This window comes from Pseudoduganella sp. R-43, assembly GCF_049913255.1.
GTDB lineage: Bacteria > Pseudomonadota > Gammaproteobacteria > Burkholderiales > Burkholderiaceae_D > Rugamonas.
In genome coordinates this window covers 272,566-296,404 of sequence record NZ_CP183988.1, presented here as the reverse complement: position 1 = coordinate 296,404, position 23,839 = coordinate 272,566, and the positions used below count along the sequence as shown (strand labels likewise).

General features: G+C 62.8%; 27 protein-coding genes. 12 read left to right on the top strand and 15 right to left on the bottom strand.

Annotated elements, in window-relative coordinates; all coding sequences use genetic code 11:
- The first annotated feature begins 47 nt into the window (after positions 1–47).
- Positions 48–257 (top strand): YgaP family membrane protein, encoded by a 210-nt coding sequence (locus ACN9M3_RS01370; RefSeq protein WP_426166833.1) that lies wholly within the window; start codon positions 48–50, stop codon positions 255–257.
- Complete coding sequence (locus ACN9M3_RS01365; RefSeq protein WP_426320053.1) at positions 257–775, top strand: RNA polymerase sigma factor; 519 nt, start codon at positions 257–259, stop codon at positions 773–775. Before ACN9M3_RS01370 ends, ACN9M3_RS01365 begins: the two co-directional genes overlap by 1 nt.
- Here the strand turns inward: ACN9M3_RS01365 and ACN9M3_RS01360 are convergent.
- The 13 genes from ACN9M3_RS01360 to ACN9M3_RS01300 all read right to left on the bottom strand — a co-directional run bounded on the left by ACN9M3_RS01360 (position 772) and on the right by ACN9M3_RS01300 (position 13,909).
- Positions 772–1,311 (bottom strand): FixH family protein, encoded by a 540-nt coding sequence (locus tag ACN9M3_RS01360; protein ID WP_426166829.1) that lies wholly within the window; start codon positions 1,309–1,311, stop codon positions 772–774. The genes ACN9M3_RS01365 and ACN9M3_RS01360 overlap by 4 nt on opposite strands.
- A 10-nt stretch (positions 1,312–1,321) precedes the next feature.
- The gene (ccoG, locus tag ACN9M3_RS01355; RefSeq protein ID WP_426320051.1) at positions 1,322–2,689 is read right to left on the bottom strand and encodes a cytochrome c oxidase accessory protein CcoG; all 1,368 of its coding nucleotides are present in this window, start codon (positions 2,687–2,689) and stop codon (positions 1,322–1,324) included.
- 3 nt (positions 2,690–2,692) lie between these two features.
- Positions 2,693–3,625 carry a cytochrome-c oxidase, cbb3-type subunit III gene (gene ccoP / locus ACN9M3_RS01350; RefSeq protein ID WP_426320049.1) on the bottom strand — a complete coding sequence of 311 codons (933 nt, stop codon included), beginning with the start codon at positions 3,623–3,625 and terminating at the stop codon, positions 2,693–2,695.
- A complete protein-coding gene (locus ACN9M3_RS01345) occupies positions 3,618–3,764 on the bottom strand; it encodes a cbb3-type cytochrome oxidase subunit 3 (protein ID WP_426166823.1) in 147 nt (48 codons plus the stop codon). Before ACN9M3_RS01345 ends, ccoP begins: the two co-directional genes overlap by 8 nt.
- A gap of 1 nt (position 3,765) precedes the next feature.
- Positions 3,766–4,380 (bottom strand): cytochrome-c oxidase, cbb3-type subunit II, encoded by a 615-nt coding sequence (gene ccoO, locus ACN9M3_RS01340; RefSeq protein WP_426320047.1) that lies wholly within the window; start codon positions 4,378–4,380, stop codon positions 3,766–3,768.
- Positions 4,381–4,403: 23 nt separating this feature from the next.
- Positions 4,404–5,828 carry a cytochrome-c oxidase, cbb3-type subunit I gene (gene ccoN, locus ACN9M3_RS01335; RefSeq protein ID WP_426166819.1) on the bottom strand — a complete coding sequence of 475 codons (1,425 nt, stop codon included), beginning with the start codon at positions 5,826–5,828 and terminating at the stop codon, positions 4,404–4,406.
- Between the two features lie 78 nt (positions 5,829–5,906).
- Positions 5,907–6,053: a cbb3-type cytochrome oxidase assembly protein CcoS gene (ccoS, locus tag ACN9M3_RS01330; RefSeq protein WP_426166817.1), complete on the bottom strand. Its 147-nt coding sequence runs from the start codon at positions 6,051–6,053 to the stop codon at positions 5,907–5,909.
- Positions 6,054–6,057: 4 nt separating this feature from the next.
- Positions 6,058–8,526, bottom strand: a complete 2,469-nt coding sequence (locus ACN9M3_RS01325; protein WP_426166815.1) for a heavy metal translocating P-type ATPase — start codon at positions 8,524–8,526, stop codon at positions 6,058–6,060.
- Positions 8,523–9,308, bottom strand: coding sequence for a sulfite exporter TauE/SafE family protein (locus ACN9M3_RS01320; protein ID WP_426320044.1), 786 nt, complete (start codon positions 9,306–9,308; stop codon positions 8,523–8,525). The genes ACN9M3_RS01325 and ACN9M3_RS01320 overlap by 4 nt, the downstream gene beginning before the upstream one ends.
- 7 nt (positions 9,309–9,315) lie before the next feature.
- Entirely contained in the window at positions 9,316–10,746 is a 1,431-nt protein-coding gene (hemN, locus tag ACN9M3_RS01315; RefSeq protein WP_426166811.1) for an oxygen-independent coproporphyrinogen III oxidase, read from the bottom strand.
- Positions 10,747–10,763: 17 nt separating this feature from the next.
- On the bottom strand, positions 10,764–12,416 hold the full coding sequence (locus ACN9M3_RS01310) for a methyl-accepting chemotaxis protein (protein WP_426166809.1): 1,653 nt from the start codon (positions 12,414–12,416) through the stop codon (positions 10,764–10,766).
- Between the two features lie 110 nt (positions 12,417–12,526).
- Complete coding sequence (gene yiaA / locus ACN9M3_RS01305; RefSeq protein ID WP_426166807.1) at positions 12,527–12,934, bottom strand: inner membrane protein YiaA; 408 nt, start codon at positions 12,932–12,934, stop codon at positions 12,527–12,529.
- A 45-nt stretch (positions 12,935–12,979) separates the two neighbouring features.
- A complete protein-coding gene (locus tag ACN9M3_RS01300) occupies positions 12,980–13,909 on the bottom strand; it encodes a DUF808 domain-containing protein (RefSeq protein ID WP_426166805.1) in 930 nt (309 codons plus the stop codon).
- 108 nt (positions 13,910–14,017) lie between these two features.
- On the opposite strand from ACN9M3_RS01300, the gene ACN9M3_RS01295 reads away from it, so the two are divergent.
- From ACN9M3_RS01295 to ACN9M3_RS01285, 3 genes are all read left to right on the top strand, one after another.
- Positions 14,018–14,659 carry a LysE family transporter gene (locus ACN9M3_RS01295; RefSeq protein ID WP_426320041.1) on the top strand — a complete coding sequence of 214 codons (642 nt, stop codon included), beginning with the start codon at positions 14,018–14,020 and terminating at the stop codon, positions 14,657–14,659.
- On the top strand, positions 14,656–14,847 hold the full coding sequence (locus ACN9M3_RS01290) for a DUF1653 domain-containing protein (protein ID WP_426320039.1): 192 nt from the start codon (positions 14,656–14,658) through the stop codon (positions 14,845–14,847). The genes ACN9M3_RS01295 and ACN9M3_RS01290 overlap by 4 nt, the downstream gene beginning before the upstream one ends.
- 87 nt (positions 14,848–14,934) lie before the next feature.
- Positions 14,935–16,863 (top strand): DUF6600 domain-containing protein, encoded by a 1,929-nt coding sequence (locus ACN9M3_RS01285; protein ID WP_426320037.1) that lies wholly within the window; start codon positions 14,935–14,937, stop codon positions 16,861–16,863.
- Positions 16,864–16,979: 116 nt separating this feature from the next.
- Here the strand turns inward: ACN9M3_RS01285 and ACN9M3_RS01280 are convergent, their stop codons facing one another.
- Positions 16,980–17,468: a phage regulatory CII family protein gene (locus tag ACN9M3_RS01280; protein ID WP_426166797.1), complete on the bottom strand. Its 489-nt coding sequence runs from the start codon at positions 17,466–17,468 to the stop codon at positions 16,980–16,982.
- 95 nt (positions 17,469–17,563) lie between these two features.
- Here ACN9M3_RS01280 and ACN9M3_RS01275 point away from each other — a divergent pair, with 95 nt between their 5' ends.
- From ACN9M3_RS01275 to ACN9M3_RS01260, 4 genes are all read left to right on the top strand, one after another.
- Positions 17,564–18,454, top strand: a complete 891-nt coding sequence (locus ACN9M3_RS01275) for a hypothetical protein (RefSeq protein ID WP_426320035.1) — start codon at positions 17,564–17,566, stop codon at positions 18,452–18,454.
- A 3-nt stretch (positions 18,455–18,457) separates the two neighbouring features.
- Positions 18,458–19,249 carry a DUF2491 family protein gene (locus ACN9M3_RS01270; RefSeq protein WP_426320033.1) on the top strand — a complete coding sequence of 264 codons (792 nt, stop codon included), beginning with the start codon at positions 18,458–18,460 and terminating at the stop codon, positions 19,247–19,249.
- A gap of 45 nt (positions 19,250–19,294) precedes the next feature.
- Positions 19,295–20,065 (top strand): hypothetical protein, encoded by a 771-nt coding sequence (locus ACN9M3_RS01265; protein ID WP_426166791.1) that lies wholly within the window; start codon positions 19,295–19,297, stop codon positions 20,063–20,065.
- 112 nt (positions 20,066–20,177) lie between these two features.
- Positions 20,178–20,453, top strand: a complete 276-nt coding sequence (locus tag ACN9M3_RS01260) for an HP0495 family protein (protein WP_426172354.1) — start codon at positions 20,178–20,180, stop codon at positions 20,451–20,453.
- On the opposite strand, the gene gcvA is transcribed toward ACN9M3_RS01260, so the two are convergent.
- Positions 20,437–21,330, bottom strand: coding sequence for a transcriptional regulator GcvA (gene gcvA, locus ACN9M3_RS01255; protein ID WP_426320030.1), 894 nt, complete (start codon positions 21,328–21,330; stop codon positions 20,437–20,439). The two genes, ACN9M3_RS01260 and gcvA, sit on opposite strands and share 17 nt — an antisense overlap.
- 103 nt (positions 21,331–21,433) lie before the next feature.
- Here gcvA and yfcF point away from each other — a divergent pair, with 103 nt between their 5' ends.
- The 3 genes from yfcF (at position 21,434) to lipA (ending at position 23,796) form a co-directional block, all read left to right on the top strand.
- Complete coding sequence (gene yfcF / locus ACN9M3_RS01250; protein WP_426320028.1) at positions 21,434–22,072, top strand: glutathione transferase; 639 nt, start codon at positions 21,434–21,436, stop codon at positions 22,070–22,072.
- An 86-nt stretch (positions 22,073–22,158) separates the two neighbouring features.
- Positions 22,159–22,827, top strand: coding sequence for a lipoyl(octanoyl) transferase LipB (gene lipB / locus ACN9M3_RS01245; RefSeq protein ID WP_426320026.1), 669 nt, complete (start codon positions 22,159–22,161; stop codon positions 22,825–22,827).
- A gap of 12 nt (positions 22,828–22,839) precedes the next feature.
- A complete protein-coding gene (gene lipA, locus ACN9M3_RS01240) occupies positions 22,840–23,796 on the top strand; it encodes a lipoyl synthase (RefSeq protein ID WP_057265523.1) in 957 nt (318 codons plus the stop codon).
- Positions 23,797–23,839 lie beyond the last annotated feature (43 nt).

The following is a 23,839-nucleotide window of genomic DNA, read 5'->3' as shown; positions in this document are numbered from 1 at the left end:
TCTTAGCAGGTGAGGAATTTCCCTCCAACTGCGAAAAGGAGTGCAAAATGTTCTATGTTAAAAATGTCCCAACCTGGGAACGCGCCCTGCGCGTGATCGTTGGCCTGGCAGTGGTGGCGTGGGCCGTCCTGGCCCTCGGCGGGCTGTGGGGCGCGGTCGTGGCGCTGTCGGCGGCGGGGATCGTGCTGTCAGGGCTGTTTGGCTTCTGCCCTGCCTGCGCCATGGTGGGCCGCAAACTGGATAAGGCGAATCGGTAATGGCACTTCTTGAACAGCACCAGCCGGTGCTGCAGGCGGCCCACAGCGGCGATCCGCAGGCCCTGGCCAAGCTGCTGGCGGTGTGCCAGCCCGACATCCGTCGTTATGCGCAGCGCAATTGCCTGATCAGCGACGTGGATGATGCGGTGCAGGAGGTGCTGCTGGTGATGTCGCGCCGCCTGTCTTCGCTGAAGGTGCTGGCGGCGTTTTCCGGCTGGCTGTTCAAGGTCGTGCAGCGCGAGTGCCGGCGGCTTGGGCGGCGCGCCTTCAACTACGACCCGTATGACGAGGAGCGCGCCGAGCAATGGCTGGCATCGCAGGATGATGCAGGCTTGCGGACGGAACTGGTGCAGGCGCTGGAATCGCTGCCGCGCGACTACCTGCAGATTGTGCTGCTGCGCGACTTTGAAGAATTGAGCATTGCGGAGATTGCGCAGGAACTCGGCCTGACGACGGCGGCTACCAAGAGCCGCCTGCATCGGGCGCGTGCGCTGGCGCGCGAATACCTGGTCGGCTAGCGTGCCGTGCCGGGCGTAGTGCCAGCGTCGGCGCGGATCGCCACTTCGCGTTCTACAGGCCATTGCCAGACGCCTTCCAGGCGCCAGTCGCGCTGCTTGCCCTCGACGAGCACTTGCCAGCGCGAGCGCTCCAGCATCGGCAGCGCTACGCTGAAGTTGCCGGCGGCATCGGGGCGGGCCATCAGCACCATGTCGCGATTCGGCTGGGTGGCGTGTTGCAGGCGCACGGACAGTATTTCGTCCGCGAGCGGCTTGCTGCTGCCGACATGGCCGTGCAGCAGGCCTTCCGCTGCGTCGTAGCGCAGGCCGATCGACAGGCCGAGGGCGGCGGCCGCGCGGTCGCGCCGCAAGTCCTGGTTGATCGCCTTACCCTGTTTGTAGTAGTCGCCCACCACCAGCGCATCCTGGCTGGTGAAAGCGACGTAGCTGGTGGCGATGCCTGCCACTGCCACAACGGCCGGGCCGAGCATCAGCAGCCATGGCCAGCGATGGGTATACCAAGGGGCGGCGTCGGCGGGGGCGACGGTAGCATTCATTTCAATCTCCTTAGCGCGGCACGATGAATACCGCTTTTTCCTTGACGGCCAGCGATGGATCATCCAGCGCCGTCAGCTCAATCGCAATCTTGTTGGATCCAGTCTCGCCCTTGCCGTGATCAACGCGCAGGCGGATCGGCACCGCGCGGGTTTCGGTCGGGCCCAGTTCCACGGTATCCGGTACCGCAACCTGCAGCGTATCGATGCCGCTGGCACGGATACGGTAGGTATGGCCTTGTTCGCCGGTGTTCATGATCTGGAGGCGATACACGTTTTCGATCATGCCGTTTTCCACTTCGCGGCCCATCGAACCGCGGTCGCGGATCACGTCCATCTTCAGCGGCGTGCGCAAGGCCAGGGTGGTGAATACGGCGATGATGAACAGCAGCAGGCCGCCGGAATAGAGCAAGACGCGCGGGCGCATGATGCGCTTGCGGATCTCTTTCGCACTCAGGCCGAGCTGCATTGCGCGATCGGTGCTGTAGCGAATCAGGCCGCGCGGCTGCTGGATCTTGTCCATCACGATATCGCAGGCATCGATGCAGGCGGCGCAGCCGATGCACTCGTACTGCAGGCCTTTACGGATATCAATGCCGGTCGGGCAGACCTGGACGCACAGCGAGCAGTCGATGCAGGAGCCTTCCGATTTCGGGCCGCGCGGTTCGCCGCGCTTTTCGTCGTAGGTGATGATCAGCGTGTCGCGGTCGAACATCGCGCTCTGGAAGCGGGCGTAAGGGCACATGTACTTGCACACCTGCTCGCGCAGCCAGCCGGCATTGCCGTAAGTGGCAAGGCTGTAGAACAGCACCCAGAAGGTTTCCCATGGGCCGAAGTTGAACGTCTGCGCTTCCTTGGCGAGGTTGTGCAGCGGCGAGAAATAGCTGACGAAGGTAAAGCCGGTCCACAAGGCCAGCAGCAGCCACGCGAGATGCTTGCCGCCCTTTCGCCAGGCTTTGTTGAACGACATCGGCTCTTTCGCCAGGCGCATCTGGGCGCTGCGCGATCCTTCGAACTTACGCTCGATCCACAGGAACATCTCCGTGTAGACCGTTTGCGGACAGGAGAAGCCGCACCACACGCGGCCGGCAACCGCCGTGACCAGGAACAGGCCCCAGGCACAGGCGATCAGCATGGCCGCCAGGTAGATGAAGTCCTGCGGCCACAAGACCAGGCCAAAGATGTAGAACTTGCGCGACATCAGGTCGAACAGGATGGCCTGCCGGCCATTCCATTGCAGCCAGGGCGCTCCGTAGAAGACCAGTTGCGTCAGGATCAGGCAGATCCAGCGCAGGTTCTGGTAATGGCCTTTCACCTCGCGCGGGAAGATATCCTCGCGCTTGGCGTACATCTTGATGACTTGTGGTGCGGGGGCGTTCATTTCTTACCGAGAAGCGGTGACTGGAGGGTTCGACAGGCCCCAAACGTAGGCTGCCAGCACATGCACTTTGCCTTCGCCGAGGAAGTCCTCGAAGGCAGGCATGGTGTTGTTGCGGCCCTTGCGGATGGTTTCCATGATGGTTTCGGCACTGCCGCCGTACAGCCAGGTCTTGTCGCTCAGATTAGGCGCACCCAGCATCGGGTTTCCCTTGCCGCCCGCACTGTGGCAGGCCATGCAGGCGCTGAACTTCGACTTGCCCATGACGGACTTGATCGGGTCGTGCGTGCTGTCCGACAGGCTCAGGACATACTGCGCAACGTTTTCGATATCCTTTTCCGACCCCACTGCGGCGCCCATCGGAGGCATCACGCCGTGGCGGCCCTTCATGATGGTCAGCTTGATGGTGTCGGGATCGCCGCCATGCAGCCAGTCCTTGTCTGCCAGGTTCGGGAAGCCCTTGTTGCCGCGTGCATCGGAACCGTGGCATTGTGCGCAGTAGGTCAGGAACAGGCGTTCGCCGATGGCGTGCGCCTGCGGATCTGCCGCTACTGCTTTCAGGTCCTGGCCCTTGTACTTGTCGAACAGCGGGCCGTACTCCTTCTCTGCCTTGGCCAGTTCTTCCTTGTGCTCCTTGGCGGAAGTCCAGCCCAGCGAGCCCTTATAGCTGCCCAGGCCCGGATACAGCCACAGATAGCCGATGGCGAAGGCGATGGTCAGGTAGAACAGCCACATCCACCAGCGCGGCATGGGCGTATTCAGTTCGGTCAGGTCTTCGTCCCAGATATGGCCGGTGGTGCCGACTTTGCCGTCCACCGACTTCAGGGCTGAACCTTTGACGGACGACTGGGACCACAGCAGCACGCCGCAGCCGACGATGCCGATGACGGTCAGGACGACGACGTACAGGTTCCAGAATTCGCTGGTGAAATCAGCCATGGTCCTTCTCCTCGTCTGCGAAAGGCAGCTTGGCTGCTTCTTCCCAGTTACCGCGCTGGGCCCACCATACGATGCCGAGGAAAGTGAGGAAGGAAATCACCGTCATCACATTGCTCGCATTGCCAAAAAAGTTTTCCATTTCAGTTCCTCGTCTTGATCAGGGTGCCCAGGCCTTGCAGGTAAGCCACCAGTGCATCCTCTTCCGTCTTGTTGGCCAGTTCGGCCGGTGCGGCGGCGATTTCTTCTTCCGTGTACGGATCGCCCATGCGCTTCAGTGCGCGCATCTTCGGCACCACGTCTTCCGCCTTCAGCTTGTTCTGCGCCAGCCACGGATAGTTCGGCATGTTCGATTCCGGCACCACGTCACGCGGGTTGTTCAGGTGGGTGCGGTGCCACTCGTCGGAGTAGCGGCCGCCAACGCGTGCCAGGTCTGGGCCGGTGCGCTTGGAGCCCCACTGGAACGGGCGGTCATACACAAACTCGCCCGCCACCGAGTAGTGGCCGTAACGCTCGGTCTCGGCGCGGAACGGGCGCACCATCTGCGAGTGGCAGACGTAGCAGCCTTCACGCACATAGATGTCGCGGCCGGTCAGGCGCAGCGCGGAATAAGGCTTCAGGCCCGCCACCGGCTCCGTGGTCGACTTCTGGAAGAACAGCGGGATGATCTCCACCGCGCCGCCCACCGATACCACCAGCGTAACCAGAGCGATCAGCAGCCAGGGGTTCTTCTCAATCCATTCATGGGAAAATTTCATCTTCTACTCCGATCAGTTGCCACTCAGGCGGCCATGCTCAATTCAGGGATGCGTGCACGCGTCGTTTCGCGGCCCTTCAGGGTCATCCAGGCGTTGTAGGCCATGATGCACATGCCGGCCAGGTACAGCAGTCCGCCCAGGAAGCGCACCACGTAGTACGGATAGGTGGCTTTGACGCTTTCCACGAAGGTGTAGGTCAGGGTGCCGTCGGCGTTGACTGCGCGCCACATCAGGCCCTGCATCACGCCGGCAATCCACATCGCGGCGATGTACAGGACGACGCCGATGGTGGCGACCCAGAAGTGCAGGTCGATCAGCTTGGTGCTGTACATCCTGGTCTGGCCGGCCATGCGTGGGATCAGGTAGTAGATCGAGCCCATGGTGATGAAGCCCACCCAGCCCAGTGCGCCGCCGTGAACGTGGGCGATGCCCCAGTCGGTGTAGTGCGACAGTGCGTTGACGGTCTTGATCGACATCATCGGGCCTTCGAAGGTGGCCATGCCGTAGAAGGACAGGGACACGATCATCAGCTTCAGGATCGGGTCGGTGCGCAGCTTGTGCCATGCGCCGGAGAGGGTCATCATGCCGTTGATCATGCCGCCCCAGCTTGGCGCCAGCAGGATCAGGGAGAACACCATGCCCAGCGATTGCGCCCAGTCAGGCAGCGCGGTGTAGTGCAGGTGGTGCGGACCGGCCCACATGTAGGTGAAGATCAGCGCCCAGAAGTGCACGATCGACAGCTTGTAGGAGTACACGGGACGCTCGGCCTGTTTCGGGATGAAGTAGTACACCATGCCCAGGTAGCCGGCGGTCAGGATGAAGCCCACCGCATTGTGGCCGTACCACCACTGGATCATCGCGTCCTGCACGCCGGTGTACATGGAATAGGACTTGAACAGCGAGGCCGGCATCGACATCGAGTTCACCACGTGCAGCAGGGTCACCGCCAGGATATAGCCGCCGAAGAACCAGTTGGCCACGTAGATGTGCTTGACCTTGCGCTTGACGATGGTGCCGAAGAAGACCACCGCGTAGCTGACCCACACCAGGGCGATCAGGATCGAGATTGGCCATTCCAGCTCAGCGTATTCCTTGCCGCGGGTGAAACCCATTGGCAGGGTGACCACGGCGGCCAGGATCACCGCTTGCCAGCCCCAGAAAGTGAAAGCTGCCAGCTTGTCGGAGAACAAACGGACCTGGCAAGTGCGCTGCACCACGTAGTACGACGTGGCGAACAGGCCGCTGATGCCGAAGGCGAAAATCACTGCATTGGTGTGCAGGGGACGCAGGCGACCGTAGGTCAGCCAAGGAATGTCCAGGTTCAGGGCGGGCCAGGCAAGTTGGGCGGCGATGATGACGCCGACCAGCATGCCCACAACGCCCCACAGTATGGTGGCGATCGCGAATTGCTTCACGACCTTGTAGTTGTAGTCCAGTGATTGATCCACTTTGAATTCTCCAGGCAGACACTTTGATGAGATATGTCAAAGGTTACCGAGGAGCACTTCAAAAAAACATGACGTGGATCAAATCCGGTCGTTGTCCTGCAAAACGCGGATGGCCGGGCCTACCAGATCGTCGAATTGGCCGTCATCCGAGGCCTTGAAAAACAACCACAGCGCGCCGAAAACCAGGCCGACGCTGATGGGGATGAGCAGGTAAAGTGATTCCATTTTTTTAACCTCTGCGCAAACGAAGCGCATTGAGAACGACGATGGCGGAGCTGGCCGCCATGCCAACGCCGGACAGCCAGGGGTTCAGCACACCGAAGGCCGCTGCCGGAATGGCAACAATGTTGTATAGCGTGGCCCAGGCCAGGTTCTGGCGAATCACGCGCATGGTCTTGTCCGCGCTGCGGGCGGTTTCCGTCAGCAGCGGCAGGCGGGCGTCGAGCAGTACGCAGTCGGCATGTACTTGTGCCAACGTTGCCCCGCTGCCCATTGCGAAAGAGACATCGGCCGCGCTCAGCACGGCGGCGTCGTTGATGCCGTCGCCAACCATCGCTACCACGCCGCCGCGCGCTTGCAGCGCCTGGACGTATGCCAGCTTTTCGTCCGGCAGGCAGTCGCCGATCGCCTCCGTGATGCCCAACTGTCCTGCCACGCTCTCCGCCAGTGACTGCTGGTCGCCGCTTAGCAGCACGACCTCCTTGCCGAGCCGCTGGAAGAATTCAACCGTCCGCCGCGCATCCGCCCGAAGTGCGTCGGAAATGCGGAAACGTCCCAGCCAACGGCCCTGCATGCCCAGCCACACGGTGGTCATCGGCGAGCTGTCCGTGGCGCCCGCAGCGCCAGCCGTTCCGGCCAGGCCCGATCGCGGTACCGGGCTGCCAGCGATGCCGGCTACATATGCCGCAGTGCCGAGGCGATAGCGAACACCATTGACCATGCCTTCCATGCCCTGCCCCGCCAGTTCGTGCAGGCCGGTGGCGCCAGCCGCGCCAGCGCCATGCGCTTCAGCGGCGGCGCTGATGGCCCGTGCAATCGGGTGCGCGCTGCCAGTTTCGAGTGCCGCTGCCACGCGCAGGATGCCGATGATCCGCGCGCCATCGATCGCGTCGATGTTTTGCACGGTTGGGCAGCCTTCCGTCAGCGTGCCGGTCTTGTCGAATACGATATGTGTGGTGCGGTGCAAAGTCTCGAGGACATGCGGCTGCACGACCAGGGCGCCTTTGCCCAACAGGCGGTCTGTCGCTGCTGCCAGCGCCGAGGGAGTCGCCAGCGACAAGGCGCATGGGCAGGACACCACCAGTACGGCAATCGCCACCGGCCAGGCGCGCACTGCGTCATGCCAGGTCCAGAAGCCAAAGCTGGCCGCCGCGAACAGCAGCAGCGCAGCGACAGACCAAGAGGCGGTACGGTCCGCCCATTGCGCGATTTGCGGCTTGGCGCTGCCGGCGCGCTCGATCAGCTTGAGCAGGCCGGCCAGGGTGCTTTCGCGCGCCGGCTTCTCGACGCGCAGTACGACCGGGCTGCCTGCGTTGACCGCGCCGCCGGGAATCGTATCGCCGACAGTCTTGCGCTGCGGGGCGCTCTCGCCGGTCAGCAGCGACAGATCGACGGCCGTGCTGCCTTCAACGACAACGCAATCGGCTGCCACGGATTCGCCGCCTTTGACAATGATATGGTCGCCGGCGGCAAGTGCGCTGGCGGGCACGGTGGTGGCATCGCGCAGGTCCGGCCAGGCAGCCAGGCGCTGCGCCATCTCCGGTACGCCATGGCGCAGGCGCGACAAGGCGCTGGCTGCCTTGCGGCGCGCCACCATTTCCAGGTAGCGGCTGGCCAGCAGCAGGAAAATGAACATGGTGACCGAGTCGTAATACACCTCGCCGTGGCCGCGGAAAGTCGATACGGCACTACCGATGAAGGCGGCCATGATGCCTAATGCCACCGGCACGTCCATGCCCAGCACGCGCGCCTTCAGGCTGGCCCAGGCGCCTTTCAGGAAAGGCTGGGCAGAGTAGGCAATGGCGGGCAGCGTCAGGAGCAGGCTGGCCCAGCGCATCAGGCTAGCCATGCCGGCATCCAGCGTGCCGTCGTCACCGGCCATGTATTCCGGCGCCACGTACATCATCACCTGCATCATCGACAGGCCGGCAACGAAGAGCTGGCGGCCCAGCGTGCGGCTGGCTTTCTGCAGCTGCGCGTCGTGGCGGCTGGTATCGTAAGGCCAGGCGTTGTAGCCAATGCTGCGCACCGCCTCCAGCAGCGCCGCGGCGGTAGTTTTATCCTTGTGCCAGCGAAGGAACAGCTTTTCCGTGGCGACGTTCAGGTTGGCCATTTCCACGCCTTCGACCTGGCGCAGCCGATGCTCGATCAGCCACACGCAGGCGGCACAGCGGATGCCTTCCACCAGCAAGGTCGTTTCGCGCGCATCGCCATCGTCGATGATGTTCGGATCGTCTTCCGGCAGCGCGAGCGCGGCTGGCACCAGCGCCGCTGCGACGCCCGCCTCGCCCGGCGCGGCAAAGCCATTGCGTTCGCGGTAGTAGCTGGCCTGGCCGATATCGACAATGGTCTGCGCAACAGCCGCGCAGCCAGGGCAACACATTGCGCGCTCGACGCCTTCGATGTTCACATGCCAGTTGGCACTTGCGGCGACCGGCTGGCCGCAATGGAAGCAGGCCGCAATTTCATTCATCATCATGGCCGCACCGTCAGGCAAAGCACATCGAACAATGCGTGCTGGCCGCCGCTGGCTGCGCGGGCCAGGCCCAGCACGCCGAAGCCCAGTACCAGCAGGCCGCAGGCCACTCGCACTGAGCGTTTTTGCAGGTACTGGCGCAGCTTCGAACCAGCCATGCCCATCGCCAGCAGCATCGGCAGCGTGCCCAGGCCGAAGGCGCCCATCACCAGGGCGCCATCCAGCGCGGAGCCTGTCAGCATGGCTGTCAGCAGCATGCTGTACACCATGCCGCAAGGCACCCAGCCCCACAGGCCGCCGAGCGCCAGCGCCTTCAACGGCGTATCCATCGGAACCAGGGGCTTGACCATCGGTTGCACGCGGCGCCACAGGATGCCGCCCACGGCCTCCACGCGGGCCAGGCCGCGCCAGGCGTCCATCAGGTAGAGGCCCATGGCGACCAGCATCAGGTTGGCCATCCAGTAGGCGATCAACTGCGCGGATGCCATTTGTGCCAGGCTGGCGATGCTGCCGGCGATGCCGCCTGCAATTGCACCAGCCAGCATATAGCTGCCAATGCGCCCGCTGTTATAGGCCAGCACGTGGCCAAGCGCGCCTGCATTGGCGCCGGCCCAAGTCATGGCGGCAGTTCCACCCGTGCCCATGCGCGCAATCGGGATCACGCGAGCACGCGCCGGCGCGGCGGACGGACCGCCAACGCTGAACGCGCTGACGATGCCGCCGCACATGCCGGCGCAATGCACACTGCCGGCGAGGCCGGCAATCAGGATGGGCAGCAGGTTCATGAACTCCTCAAATCGTGCGCGAGAAGCGCAGCGGATGCACTTGTCCCGGCGCCGTTCCTGCAGCACGGTCGGCAGTCAGGTGGCGGTCGAACACCATGCAGATATTGCGGATCAGCAGGCGACCCTTGGGCGTTACGGAAATCCAGTCGTCTTCGATCGCCAGCAAGCCGTCGCGCTCGAACTCGCGCAGCTTTTCCAGCTCCTTGGCGAAGTACTGCTTGAAGCGGATCGGATAACCGAGTTCCAGCGCCGAGATCGACAGCTCGAAGTTACACATCAGCATCTGGATCACCATGCGGCGCAGCAGGTCGTCGTTGTCCATCGCGTAGCCGCGTGCGATCGGCAGGCGGCCTTCGTCCAGGCGCGCGTAGTATTCGTCCAGCGTTTTCTCGTTCTGGCTGTAGGTGCCGTTCACCGAGCTGATGGCAGACACGCCCAGCGCCACCAGGTCGGTTTCGGCGTGGGTCGAGTAACCCTGGAAGTTGCGATGCAGGCGGCCCTGGCGCTGTGCCACGGCCAGGTCGTCGTCCGGCTTGGCGAAATGGTCCATGCCGATGTAGACGTAGCCGGCCTTGGTCAGGCGATCGATGCACAGGGCCAGCATATCCAGCTTCACGGCCGGCGTTGGCAGCTCGTCTTCCGCAATACGGCGCTGCGGCTTGAACAGGTGCGGCATGTGCGCGTAGTTGTACAGCGCGATGCGGTCGGGATTGGCCTCGATCACCTTGTCCATCGTTGCCTGCATGGTGGTCATGCTTTGCTTTGGCAGGCCGTAGATCAGGTCCACGCTGATTGAGCGGAAGCCCGCGTCGCGCGCTGCCTGGATCACGGCCAGGGTTTCCTCGGCAGGCTGGATGCGGTTGACGGCCTTCTGCACGTCAGGATCGAAGTCCTGCACGCCCATGCTGACGCGGTTGAAGCCCTGCTTGCGCAGCGTGTGGATACGTTCAGCGTCGACGGTGCGCGGGTCGATCTCGATCGAGTACTCGCCCTCTTCATCCGGTGCGAATTCGAAGTGCTTGCGCATGTGCGCCAGCAACTCGCCCATCTGGTCGTCATCCAGGTAGGTCGGGGTGCCGCCGCCGAAGTGGAGCTGCTCCACGCGGTTCATGCCCGCGAACAGCTTGCCCTGCATATCGATTTCCTGCTTCAGGTAGCCAAGGTAGGTGACGGCCTTGCTGCGGTCCTTGGTCACCACCTTGTTGCAGGCGCAGTAGTAGCAGACCACGTTGCAGAAAGGGATATGGACGTACAGCGAGAGCGGTGCACGCGCCCCGCGCATGCGCAGGTTGGCTTGCGCCTCGAGGAAGCTGGAGTAGCTGAAGTCCGGCTTGAAGCGGTCGGCGGTCGGGTACGAAGTGTAGCGCGGGCCGGAAGTGCTCATGCGGCTGATCAGCTCTGCATCAAACTGTACGGTTGGTTCTGCAATGGTATTCATGATTTTCTCGTTCGGTATCAGGCTGCGAGGCGTTTGGGCGCCTTACGGGTTGGCTGCGCGCCGCGTGCCGAATTGACAGCCGTCAGGCGCGCATGACGGGTGCGTTCAAATTTGAACAGGCTGAAGGCGTCGCGCAGGTGGCCGGCTTCGTCGGCCAGGCTGACCGCCGCTGCGGCGGCCTCTTCGACCAGGCCGGCGTTCTGCTGCGTCACCTGGTCCATGTGGTTGACGGCCTGGTTGACCTGGTCGACGCCGATGCTCTGCTCGCGGGAGGCGGTGGAAATCTCGTGCATGATGGTGGTGACCTGCTTGACCGAGTTCACCACTTGGTCCATGGTGGCGCCGGCGCGTTGCGCACGTTCCATGCCGGTGCTGACCTTCTCCACCGAGATTTCGATCAGCTGCTTGATGTCCTTGGCGGCAGCGGAGGAGCGCTGCGCCAGGTTGCGCACTTCGCCAGCCACCACGGCGAAGCCGCGGCCCTGCTCACCGGCGCGTGCCGCTTCGACCGCGGCGTTCAGCGCCAGGATATTGGTCTGGAAGGCGATGCCTTCGATCAGGCCAATGATGTCGACCACGCGCCGGGACGAGGAGTTGATCTCGTCCATGGTCGCAATCACTTCGGACACGATCTCGCCGCCTTGCACCGCTACGCCGGAAGCGCTGACTGCCAACGCGTTCGCTTCCATCGAGTTCTCGGCATTGGCCTTCACGGTCGAAGAGAATTCCTCGATGCTGGAAGCGGTCTTTTCCAGGCTCGCTGCCTGCGATTCGGTGCGGCCGGCCAGGTCGGCATTGCCGGCGGCAATCTGCTTGGTCGCCACGGCCATCGCATCGATATTGAAGCGCACGTCGCGAATGGTGGCGATCAGGTTGTTATTCATCTGCTGCAGGGCGCGCAGCAACTGGCCCACTTCGTCGGTGCTGTCGGTGTCGAAGGAGCCGGTCAGGTCGCCGGCCGCGATCAGGCGCGCGCCATCGAGCGCGCGGCCCAGCGGCTGCAGCATGCCGGTGCGCAGCGTGTACCACAGGAAGACGTTGATCAGGAAGCCAAAGGCCGTGGCGCCAAAGATGCCCCAGCGCGTCACGTCGCTGGTGCCATCGGCGAACAGTGCAGCGATGCAGACCGCGATCTGCAGCACGTTGACCACGCTGGTGGCCAGCCAGATGCGCATGGCCAGCGACACATGGCTCAGGCGTGCCAGCACGTTCGACAGGCCCAGGCGCACGATCTGGCCATTCTTGATGCGGATATTGCGGGCACCGGCAATGATCTTGCGGTAGGCCTCGGTCGCGGCCGCGATCTGGCCGCGTTCGGCCTTGGTGCGCACCGACATGTAGCCGATGGTGCGGCCGTTTTCCTTGATCGGGGTGATATTCGCTTTGACCCAGTAGAAATCGCCGTTCTTGCAGCGGTTTTTCACCAGGCCGGTCCAGGGAATGCCGGCGCGGATGGTTTGCCACAGGTCGGCAAACGCTTCCGGCGGCATGTCCGGGTGGCGGATGATGTTTTGCGGCTGGCCAATCAGCTCCGCAGCGGAGAAGCCGCTGATGTGCTCGAAGTAAGGATTTACGTAGACGATATTGCCTTCCAGGTCAGTCTTGGAGACGATCGCCTGGTCTTCGTCCAGTTCTACTTCCTGATTGGTTACCGGTAAATTCTTACGCATCGCGCGCTCCCTGTTGACTTTCTTGCTATAACGCAAGATCACAGGGAACAGTCTAGGGACTTGAGCGCGCTTTTTTAATGATGTAGATCAAATCTGGCAGGGTTGGCCGGTCAGGCCACTTCTGCCTGGATTGCCGAACTGTCACGAACGTTCTTTTGCACTGCGACGGCGGCAAACAGGCTCAGGGCAAAAGCCATGCCGTAAAAGCCTTTTTCGCTGAGCGCCAGGTTGGCATTCCACAGACCGACCCCCAGCAGCAGGATGGCGGACGCGGTGGAAATCCAGCACAGGCCGAAGTACATATTCGACACGCGGATGCCTTCCACCTTGTCGCGCACCGACTTCTGCAGCGATACAGCGGCGAACAGACCATACAGCAGCAAGGTCAGGTAGTACCCTTTCTCGTTCAGCGCCATCTGGGCATTCCACAGTCCGGCCAGGAAGGCGCCGGCGCCCAGCAGCAGGGCGGTCCAGGAGGCGCCAACAAACGCGCCGGAAGGTCGGTTATGGGTCGACATAGGATTCTCCTTGTTAAAAATGACAGTGTGCCGCCGGGCCGATGCTTAGCGCTTGACCACGCTCAACAGTTTGCTGCCGATGGTGACGACCGCCAACACGATAGCGCCGGCGATCACGCCACCAATGGTATCCAGCGCGGACGGGGTAATGGCAGCCAGCAGGGGACCAACGCCGCCCACCGAACCGGCAGCTTCGGCAGCGTGATGGATCACGTCATGCGCGCCAGGAATACCGTGGGTCAGGATGCCGCCACCGACCATGAACATCGCGACCGTACCGGCAACCGACAGGAATTTCATCAGCTTGGGCGCCGCAGTCAGCAGGAAACGGCCGATCGCCTGCACGGCGGCACCGGCACGCTTGGTAAGGTACAGGCCGGCGTCGTCCATCTTCACGATGGCGCCCACCAGGCCATATACGCCCACGGTCATCACGATGGCGATGCCAACCAGCACCGTCACCTGTTGCAAGAAGCTGGCGGCCGCCACGGTGCCCAGGGCGATTACGATAATCTCGGCCGACAGGATGAAGTCGGTACGCACGGCGCCCTTGACCTTTTCCTTTTCCATTGCCACCAGGTCAACACTCTGGTTCGCATCCACCAGTTCCTTGTGGTGCTGCTCATCTTCCGCCGGCGAATGCAGGAACTTGTGGGCAATCTTCTCGAAACCTTCAAAGCACAAGTAGGCGCCGCCCAGCATCAGCAGGGGCGTAATCGCCCATGGCGCGAAGTAGCTGATCGCCAGCGCAGCAGGCACCAGGATCGCCTTGTTGATCATCGAACCCTTCGCTACTGCCCAGACAACAGGCAATTCACGGTCGGCTTGCACGCCTGCGACCTGCTGCGCATTCAGCGCCAGGTCGTCGCCCAGCACACCCGCGGTCTTCTTGGCTGCCACTTTGCTCATGGCAGCCACGTCGTCCAGGATGGTGGCAATATCGTCGATCAGTGCAAGCAGGCTGGAACCGGCCATTTCGTATAACTCCAAAGAAAAATTACAGGATCGACAATCTAACACGCCGCCGCAGCCAGCGGGCATCTTCAACGCTACAATGAACTCTTTATTCGTCGGTAATCGGTCATGACTTTCACCATCTGGATCACCTTTGTCATCGCTGCCTGCATCATTGCCGTGTCGCCTGGTTCCGGCGCGGTGTTGTCAATGTCGCATGGTTTGTCCTATGGCGTGAAGCGTACTTCCGCCACCATCCTCGGCCTGCAACTGGGCTTGCTGCTGGTGCTGGCGATTGCCGGCGCGGGTGTCGGCTCCCTGCTGATCGCCTCGGAAGTAGCCTTCAGCGTGGTGAAGACCGTGGGCGCGCTGTACCTGATCTGGCTGGGCATCAGCCAGTGGCGCGCCAAAGTCGCCGCCGGCGAAGGCGTACATGCCGCCCGCCAGGCGCTGCCGACCTTCCGCAAGCGCGTGATGATCGGCTTCCTGACCAATGCCACCAACCCGAAAGGCATCATCTTCATGGTGGCGGTGCTGCCGCAGTTCATCAACCAGCATGCGGCGCTGCTGCCGCAACTGGCCATCCTGGCCGCAACCATGTGCGTGATTGACCTGGTGGTGATGCACAGCTATGCCTTCCTGGCCTCGTCGATGCAGCGCTTCTTCCGCGAATCTTCAGCCATCAAGGTGCAAAATCGCGTATTTGGCGGCCTTCTGATGTTTATCGGCGGTGCCCTGTTCTTCGTCAAGCGGGGAGCGGCCCAGGCATGACCACCCAGTTCCGGCATTACAAGGGCGGCATCTACGATCTGGTGTGTGAGGCCACGGTGGAATCCGACCTCAGCACAATGATCGTGTACAAGGCTGCCAACGGCTCCATCTGGTGCCGCCCGCGCGAAGTCTTCTTCGAAATCATCGAAGTGGATGGCAAGCAGGTGCAGCGTTTTACCCCCATTTGAAATTATTTGTAACTTGCGTCCTCGCCAAGGGGGCTCAGGCGTTATATAAAAACAAAAACGCCGCAGACGTTCCCTTGGAGAGATAGAATGAGCCGCAAGATAGTGCAGTTCCTGGTGCTGGCAGCGCTGGTCGCAGTGACCTCGGTTGCCATGGCCGATCCGCCCGCCCGGGTGGGACGGGTGACGGTTACCGAAGGCAGGGTGACCATGCTCGTCAACGGCGAAGAAGAATCCGGCAACCTGATGAACTGGCCGGTCACCAGCGAAAACCACCTGACGACCGCGTCTGGCGCCCGTGCGGAATTCCGCGTCGGCTCCACCGCCATCCGCCTGGACGGCGACACCGACCTCGAGGTGCAGGAACTGGATGACGAGCGCCTGGTGCTGCGCCTGAACTACGGCACCGCCGCCGTGCGCGTGCGCGATCCGGCCATGCTCAATGAATTCGAATTCCTCACGCCGCAAGCCCGCATTACGCTCACCGAACCCGGCTCCTTCCGGGTCGACACGGAGCGCGCTCCCGACACCACCGTGGTCAACGTCTTCGCCGGCAATGCCCGCGTTGAAGGCGCCGGCACCATGCTGACCGCCCGGTCCGGAAAACGCGTGGAAGTACGCGGCGACGACATCTTTACCGCGCTGGCGCGGCGTGATGATTTCGACAACTGGGTCGCCAACCGCGACCGCCGCGACGAAGGCATGGTCGCTTCGCGCTACGTGCCGGCTGACATGACCGGCTACGAAGACCTGGATAATTACGGCAACTGGGTGGAAGACCGCGAATACGGCACCGTCTGGTTCCCGCGCGCGGTGCCGGTCGGCTGGGCGCCCTATCGTGACGGCCGCTGGGTCTGGATCTCGCCATGGGGCTGGACCTGGGTCGATAACTCGCCCTGGGGCTATGCACCGTTCCACTATGGCCGCTGGGTCGTGGTCAGCGGTCGCTGGTGCTGGACGCCGGGACGCGTCATTGGCCGCGCAGTATGGTCGCCCGCGCTGGTGGGCTGGGTCGGCGGCAATAACTGGAGCGTCAGCTTCGGCTCGGGCCGTTCCGGTCCCGCCGTTGGCTGGTACCCGCTGAGCCCGCGCGACCGCTATGTGCCGGCTTACCGCGTATCGTCCGATTTCGAGCGCCGCCTCGTGTGGAATCACCGCACCAACGAGCGCTGGCACGAGCGCTACCACGACCGCGACCACGACCGCGACCACGATGGCCGCCGCGATGGCGTGACTGCCTTGCCGAGCGACCAGTGGGGCCGTGGCCGCCATATTCCGGTGAACAACGGAGCGCGCGTCACGCCGCAGGACGTGCGCAACGTGCCGATCATGACCGCGCCGCCGGTCTTGGCTTCCAGCTTGCAGCGTCCGCAACGCCAGGAACCGCCGCCGAGCCGTGAAGATCGCTTCAACCGTGACCGCGACGACCGCTTCAATCGCGACCGTAACTGGGAGCGTCGTGCCGAACGCGGCCCGGACCTGCGTGGCCCTGGGCGCCAGGAACAGCAACGCCAGCAGTTGCTGCAAACCCAGCCGCAGCAACCTCAGCAGCTGACGACGCCGCCACAGCAGCCGCGCCAGAACTGGACCCGTACCGATAATGACGAGCGCGACAATTGGCGCGGCCGCAATATGCGGGAGGAGCAGCGCCGCCCAGGCATCATTACGGCGACCCAGCAGCCGCCGCAACTGCAAGCAGCGCCGCCGCAAATGCCGCAGCCGCAGCCGCAACGCGTGGAGCAACCGCGCCATGAGCCGCGCTTCGGCGGAGGGGACCGCGATGCCCGGGAAGACCGTGGCCGCCGCGACGCACCGCCGCAGATGCAGATGGCCCCGGCCCGCCCGCCGCAGATGTCGCCACCACCGCAGCAGGCCCAGCCGCAACCACAGCCGCAAATGCAACCCCAAATGCAGCCGCAGCAGCAACATCAACAACAGCCGCAACAGCAGCAACAGCAGCAGCGCCGTGAAGTGCGTGAACGTCGCGGCGAAGATCGCCGGGAAGAAGAGCGCCGTTAAAGCGATGTCATGAAGGGGGAGCGAAACAGGGATAAGCTGCGCGCCTTGTCCCGACTATTTCGCCCCCACGGAAGAAAGAGTCTTAGCCAGCCGGCCAACAGGCCAGGCTGGCTTTTTTATTTGCCGATTTTCGCGCGCTGGCGAATGCGCTCGCGCCACTCGCCCAACGCCGACAGCGCGCCGTGGAACTCCCGCTCGATCAGGTCGGCCTCCGCCTCCGTCACCTTGCCATCGATCAGCGCCTCGGACACCGCCTCCGCCACCGCGCCCACCTGGGCCATCACCTTGCACACCGTCTGCGACAGGTCGTCATTGCTCACCTCATCGGGGATAGGGACGATGAAGGCCGCCATGCCATGCCGCGTCAGCAGCGCGTGCAGCGGCAACATGGCTTCATGCACGCCAGCCTTGTGGCACAGGTCCACGATCGTTGAAACCTCCTCGAACGAGGGGTAATGCGAAGCGATGGTCGGCGCCAGCTTATTGCGCAGCACGTTGGCCGAAATGCCCATTTGCTGGGCAAGCGCCTCAATGCCGCCGGGATAGGTACGCGCCACCTTGTAAAGCGCGTCGTGCTGGTTCATGTCCAGGTATTTCTTAGTCATGGTGAAGCTGGCCTTTTTTTACCGATGCAATCGGATTGTTTGAAAGATATGCTGATTTTCATCGAAAGTTTAACTACCTGACAACGGTGAATTTCATGTTCAAGCGCACTCGCTTCGCGGCCATCATGGCAATCGTGGTGGCAATTGTAGTCGCCAACACGGCCGATGCCCGCCCAGGCGGCTCATACCGCAGCGGCTTTTCCTCGAGCCGCAGCACGGTTTCGCGCAGCGTCAGCACCCCGAGCAAGCCAAGCTTCGGCACCTTTGGCCAGCGCCAGTCGCAGCCGCCTGCTGCGGCACGCACGCAACAACGCGATTCGGCGATGCCCCGTGACCTCGACCGCCGCGCCGCCCAGGACCAGGCGATGCGCACCTATGACACGCGGCGTGCGGCCGCTACTGGCCAGCCGGCGCCCGGCAGCTTCGGCAGCTCCACGGCCTCCCGCACCGGGACCACGCCTCCGCTGCCTCCGCTTGATCCGGTCGTTCCTGGTGGCCGCAGCGGCGGAAATGGCGGCTACAGCAACGGCGCCTTTGCCCAGCACGGCGCCCCGAGCAGCGGTTCGACCAGTGCGCCGGCGCCCGTAATCGTCCGCGACAGCAGCAACGGCTGGCTGTGGGGCATCGGCGGCTTCATGCTGGGCCGCGCAGCCAGCGGCCATGCGGCTCCGGCCCCTGCTCCTGCTGCTCAGCCAGCCCCGGCACCGGCGCCAACCGTCCAGGGTGACGTCAGCGGCAATACCGGTGCCATGGCCGATGCCGCCGGCGCGAGCGACATTGCTGGTGCTGTTGTCGAGACCGCCCGCCAGCAGCAAGTACAAGCCCCGGCCGCCAAACCAGCCGCCCACGAATCGAGCACCCTGGCCAAACTGGCAGTCGCCTTGCTGATCGGCGGCCTGGTGTGGCTGGCCTGGAAAGCCTTCAGGATGATGGCCGCGGCGCAGGAAGTGAAAAAGAACGCTAACTACTCGTTTGAAAGGAACTAAGGAATGGGCTGGAAAGACGCCATCGATTACCTGCGCAGCGGCGCCAAGCGCCGCGGCGTCGACAGCGACGCGCCGCAGCCGGAAGACCGCGGCCTGCCGCTGGCAGCCCGGATCGGCAGCGTGGTGAACCTGCAAGCGTCGCCCCTGCTGCGCGCCAACGCCAACGGTTCCCTGGTCGCTTTGCCGGAAGCGGAAGACAGCCGGATTCTCGCCATTTCGCAGTTCAAGCTGTCGATGGCCGGCCGCCTGTACCGCTACTACCTGGCCAAGGGTGACGAGGACGAGCGCGAAAAGTTCCTCCAGCTTTATGTGGACGAGCACGGCGAGGTGAAGGAAATCCTGTACTGCACGCAGCTGGTGCGCTTCATCCCCACCACGGCGGAAGACCAGGACGCCTTCACCGGCGCAGATGGCTGCGGCCTTGGCGACCTGCAATTCAGCCTGTGGCGCAGCCAGCTGGAGGAAAGCGGCGCGGACAGCGCAGTGCTGGCCACCGCCTTCGTCGAGCAGGAAGCGCTGGACTTCGAGCGCGATGTTGGCGACCCGAATGCCGGTTTTGTCCCGCCCTTCACGGGCACCGAAACCCGCATCGACGAAGCCAGCGGCATGCAGGGCCTGAAACAAGAGCTGTACTTCATGCCCTACGCCCGGCAACTGGGCGACGGCAGCAAGGAATACCTGCTGGTCACGACGGAAATCCTCCAGAGCGTGAACGGCGATGCAAGGAAACGCGGAATTCACGTCGACTTCGTAGTGGGAATTCCGGTGGAGCAGGAACGGCTGGTCATCCAATAACGACCGCCGCATTGGTGAATTGAACTTAACTGAAAGGAAGCAAAAATGAGCAACTCGAATGGCTGGGCCCTGACTGCACGACTGATTTCCAAGCACTTTGGCGCCCTGGGCGACCGCGTGTCGGAAGCCATCGCCAGTTTTGACCCGGAAACGGCGACCGAGGCCGACCGCGACCGCCTGGCCGACACCCTGCGCAGCGCCGCCCAGAAGCTGGCCCAAGCCCGCGCCGCCTTCAATAAGGAGCGCGACGACGTGGTCCGCCTGCGCAAACTGATCGAAACCGACGAAAAAGCCACCGGTACCCTAGCCGAACGCCTGGCCGCCGGCCAGATTTCGGAAGCGACGATCAACCTGTTCTGCGACGAGCTGGAAGCCAACAAAGGTCGCCTGCCGCAGGAAATCCAGGAAGAAGCCGACGCCCAGGCCTATATGGAAGAACTGCAGAAGATCGTCGACGCCCTGTCGCAGCAGCTGGCCGACTTCGATGCCGCCGCGAAAAAGGCGATGCAAGCCTTGGCCCAAGCCAAGGCCCAGCGCGACCTGCAGCAAGTGCGCGCCGAGCGCCAGAGCCAGCTGGCCAACCTGTCCGGCATGCGCGGCAATACCAGCGCGCTGAACGCGCTGACCAAGCGTGCCCAGTCGATCGCCAACGAAGCCGAAGGCATGAAGATCGTCTCCGACATCGGCCAGCGCCCTTACGACCAGGCCGCAGAAATCGAAGCGATCCGCAAATCGGTGACCAACCCGGCCAACGGCAGCGAATCGGCCCTGGAACGCCTGCAGCGCCTGTCGAACAAGGCGCCAGAAGCCGCCTGACCTTGAAAAGTGGCCCTCAGGGGCCATATAGGTAACGATGTAAAATGGAACCCGGCGCACTCGCACCGCGCCGGGTCTTTTTTTTTGTTGTTACAAGATTGGAAAAATCATGATGAAACCCATCTCGCCTGAAGAGTCCCTCATTGAGTACCCGAGCGACTTCCCGATCAAGGTGATGGGCGCCACCCACGACGCCTTCGCCACCACGATTATCGAGGTAGTGGTCGAGCACGACCCGACTTTCCACGAAGGGAAGCTGGAATCGCGTCCGTCGGCAAAAGGGAATTACACCAGCCTGACCTGCACCGTGCGCGCCACCAGCCGCGAGCAGCTGGACAATATTTACCGCGCGCTGTCCGGCCACCCGATGGTCAAGATGGTGCTTTAAGAAGCTGGCTGCGGGCGATTTCCGCCTTCAGCCACTCGCGGAACGCCCGCACCTGCGGTTTCTGCAGGGCGTGCGGCGGACTCGCCAGATAGTACTCATACGCGCAAGGCGTGGCGATATCGAACAGCCGCACCAGGCGTCCCGCAGCAATTTCCTCCATTGCCACCAGATGACGCACCAGCGCCACCCCGTCGCCGTCGACGGCGGAACGAACCTGCATCGACAAATCCTCGAACATGACACCGCCAGCAGGCTCAGGTAGGCTGAGTCCGGCTGCCTGGAACCACGGCGTCCAGGCGTCCTCTGAGCGCAGCAGGGTAGCGTGCGCCAAATCTTGCGGGCAGGCCGGCAGGTCGCCACCGCGATAGCGAGGACTTACTACCGGATAAAGGATTTCGCTGCTCAGGTGGACTGTTTCGAGCCCCTGGTACTTGCCGCGTCCGAAGCGGATGCCGATATCGATGCCGTCGCGCGCCAGGTCTTGCAACTGCTGGCCGAGCTGTAGCACGACTTCGATTTCCGGGTGCTGTTCAATAAATCGTCCCAGCCGAGGCGCCAGCCAGCGTGCGGCAAAGGAGGGGATGGAGGTCACGCTCAAGCGCTGCAAACCTTGCTGCGGCCGCAGCTGGGCGGCGCCATCGCCCAGCTCTGCCAGGCAGCGCCCCACGGTGGCCGCATACCGCCGCGCTTCCTCCGTCGGTGTCACGCGTCGTCCATGGCGCACAAACAATTGCACCTCCAATTCTAGTTCCAAGCCGCGGATCTGATGGCTGATCGCGCCGTGTGTCAGGCACAACTCTGCCGCTGCCCGCGAGAAATTTCCGTGGCGCACTGCCGCTTCAAAGGCGCGCAGGGCAGATAGATTGGGAATTCGCATGTGAGGAAAATTAGCAAGACGGTTGAAAATATATCGTTTTGGCTAGCATGAGGCAAGCAAATATTATGTAAATAAATAAACTTTACCAAGTCGGAACGCCGCCATGAGTCTCAAACTGTACGTGGACAGTCAATTCGTCAGTCCTTACGCCATTTCCGCCTATGTCGCCCTGCGCGAAAAAGGCCTCGACTTTGAGTTGGAGACGGTGAACCTGGACGCTGGCCAGAACAAGGACCCCTCATTCACGGCCAAGGCCCTGACTGGCCGCGTGCCATGCCTGGTGCATGATGACTTCATGCTCACCGAGTCGAGTGCCATCACCGAATACCTGGAAGAGATGTATCCCGCACCGCAATACCCCAGCTTGTACCCGGTCCGTCCAGAGAAACGCGCGATCGCGCGCCAGGTCCAGGCCTGGATTCGCAGCGACCTGCAGGCGCTGAGGGAAGACCGCAGCACCTATACCGTGTTCTACAAGCGAGCCGAGCAGCCCGAGCCCCCACTGTCCCCAGCCGCCCAGGCGGCAGCGAACAAGCTGCTGCAACTGGCCGGACGCCTGGTCAACGGCGATTACCTGTTTGGCAGCTGGTGCATTGCCGATACCGACCTGGCCATCATGCTGAGCCGCCTGGTGATGAATGGCGACCCGGTGCCGCAAAAGCTGAAGGATTACGTTATCTTCCAGTCGCAGCGACCGTCCTTGCAAGATTGGCTAAAGAACATCAACCTGATGACAGGCTAAGGAAATCGGCATAAACCTGCTCAGCCATTAAGCAGCGACAAGGCTGGACCGGTATAATGGACGGGCTTTTCCCGACCTGTAGCCCTATGCCTATCCAGCCGGCGGTGATCCGCCATCTCGGCCAAGCCGAATACGAGCCAACTTTCGCAGCGATGCGCGCCTTCACCGACGCGCGCCAGGAAGACACGCCCGACGAACTGTGGATCGTCGAGCACCCGCCCGTCTATACGCTGGGCCTGGGTGCCGACCGCGGCCACCTGCTGGCCGGCGCCACCTCGATTCCCACGGTGCAGACCGACCGCGGCGGCGAGGTGACCTTCCACGGCCCCGGCCAGGTCGTGATCTACCTGATGATGGACCTGCGCCGCAACAAGAAGGGCGGAAAGCTGTATGCCCGCCAGTTCGTCAACAAGATCGAAGAAGCGATCATCAATGTGCTGGCCGCGTATAATCTCGCCGGCGAGCGCGTTGAAGGCGCGCCCGGCATCTACATCGCCAACGGCCCGAAAAAAGGCGCCAAGATCGCCGCCCTCGGCCTGAAGGTGCGCGGTAATGGCTGCACCTACCACGGCGTATCGCTCAACGTGGGCATGGACTTGGCCCCCTTCACCTGGATCAATCCCTGCGGTTACGCAGGCCTGGAAACCATCGACATGCGATCGATGGGCGTGGATGTCCCGCTGGCCGATGTCCAGCAGGCCCTGGCCAAGGAGCTGGTCAACCAGCTCCAGGTGGCCGAACCTGAATTAACTTGAAAGCAAGCAGCTATGACTTACAACCCAAGCGACAAGCAAAAAGGCGCCGACAAGACCTCCCGCATCCCGATCAAGATCATCCCGATCGAACAGGCCGAGCGCCTGAAGAAGCCGGAGTGGATCCGCGTCAAAGCGGCATCGCATTCTTCCCGCTTCTACGAGATCAAGGACATCCTGCGCGAGAACAAGCTGGTGACCGTGTGCGAAGAAGCGAGCTGCCCGAACATCGGCGAATGCTTCGGCAAGGGTACTGCTACTTTCATGATCATGGGTGACAAGTGCACCCGCCGCTGCCCGTTCTGCGACGTGGGCCACGGCCGCCCTGACCCGCTGGACACCCAGGAGCCGATCAACCTGGCCAACACCATCGCCAAGCTGCGCCTGTCCTACGTGGTGATCACCTCGGTGGACCGCGACGACCTGCGCGACGGCGGCGCCGGCCACTTCGTCGAGTGCATCACCAAGACCAAGGAACTGTCGCCCAAGACCCAGATTGAAGTGCTGGTGCCCGACTTCCGCGGCCGCCTGGAAAAGGCGCTGGACATCTTCGCCGACGGCTTGCCGGACGTGATGAACCACAACCTGGAAACCGTGCCTCGCCTGTACAAGGAAGCCCGCCCAGGCGCCGACTACCAGCACTCGCTGACGCTGCTGAAAGACTTCAAGGCACGCTACCCGCACGTCAAGACCAAGTCCGGCCTGATGGTCGGCTTGGGCGAGACCGACGAAGAGATCCTGGAAGTGATGCGCGACATGCGCGCGCACGACATCGACATGCTGACCATCGGCCAGTACCTGGCGCCGTCCAACAGCCACCTCCCGGTTCGCCGTTACGTGCACCCGGACGTATTCAAGATGTTCGAAGAAAAAGCCTACGAAATGGGCTTCGCCCACGCCGCGGTTGGCGCCATGGTCCGTTCCTCGTATCACGCCGACGTCCAGGCCCACAACGTCCTGGAACAGGCCTGAGCCGAATCAGCCATTCTGAAGTAGTATATTGCCGACCTAATAA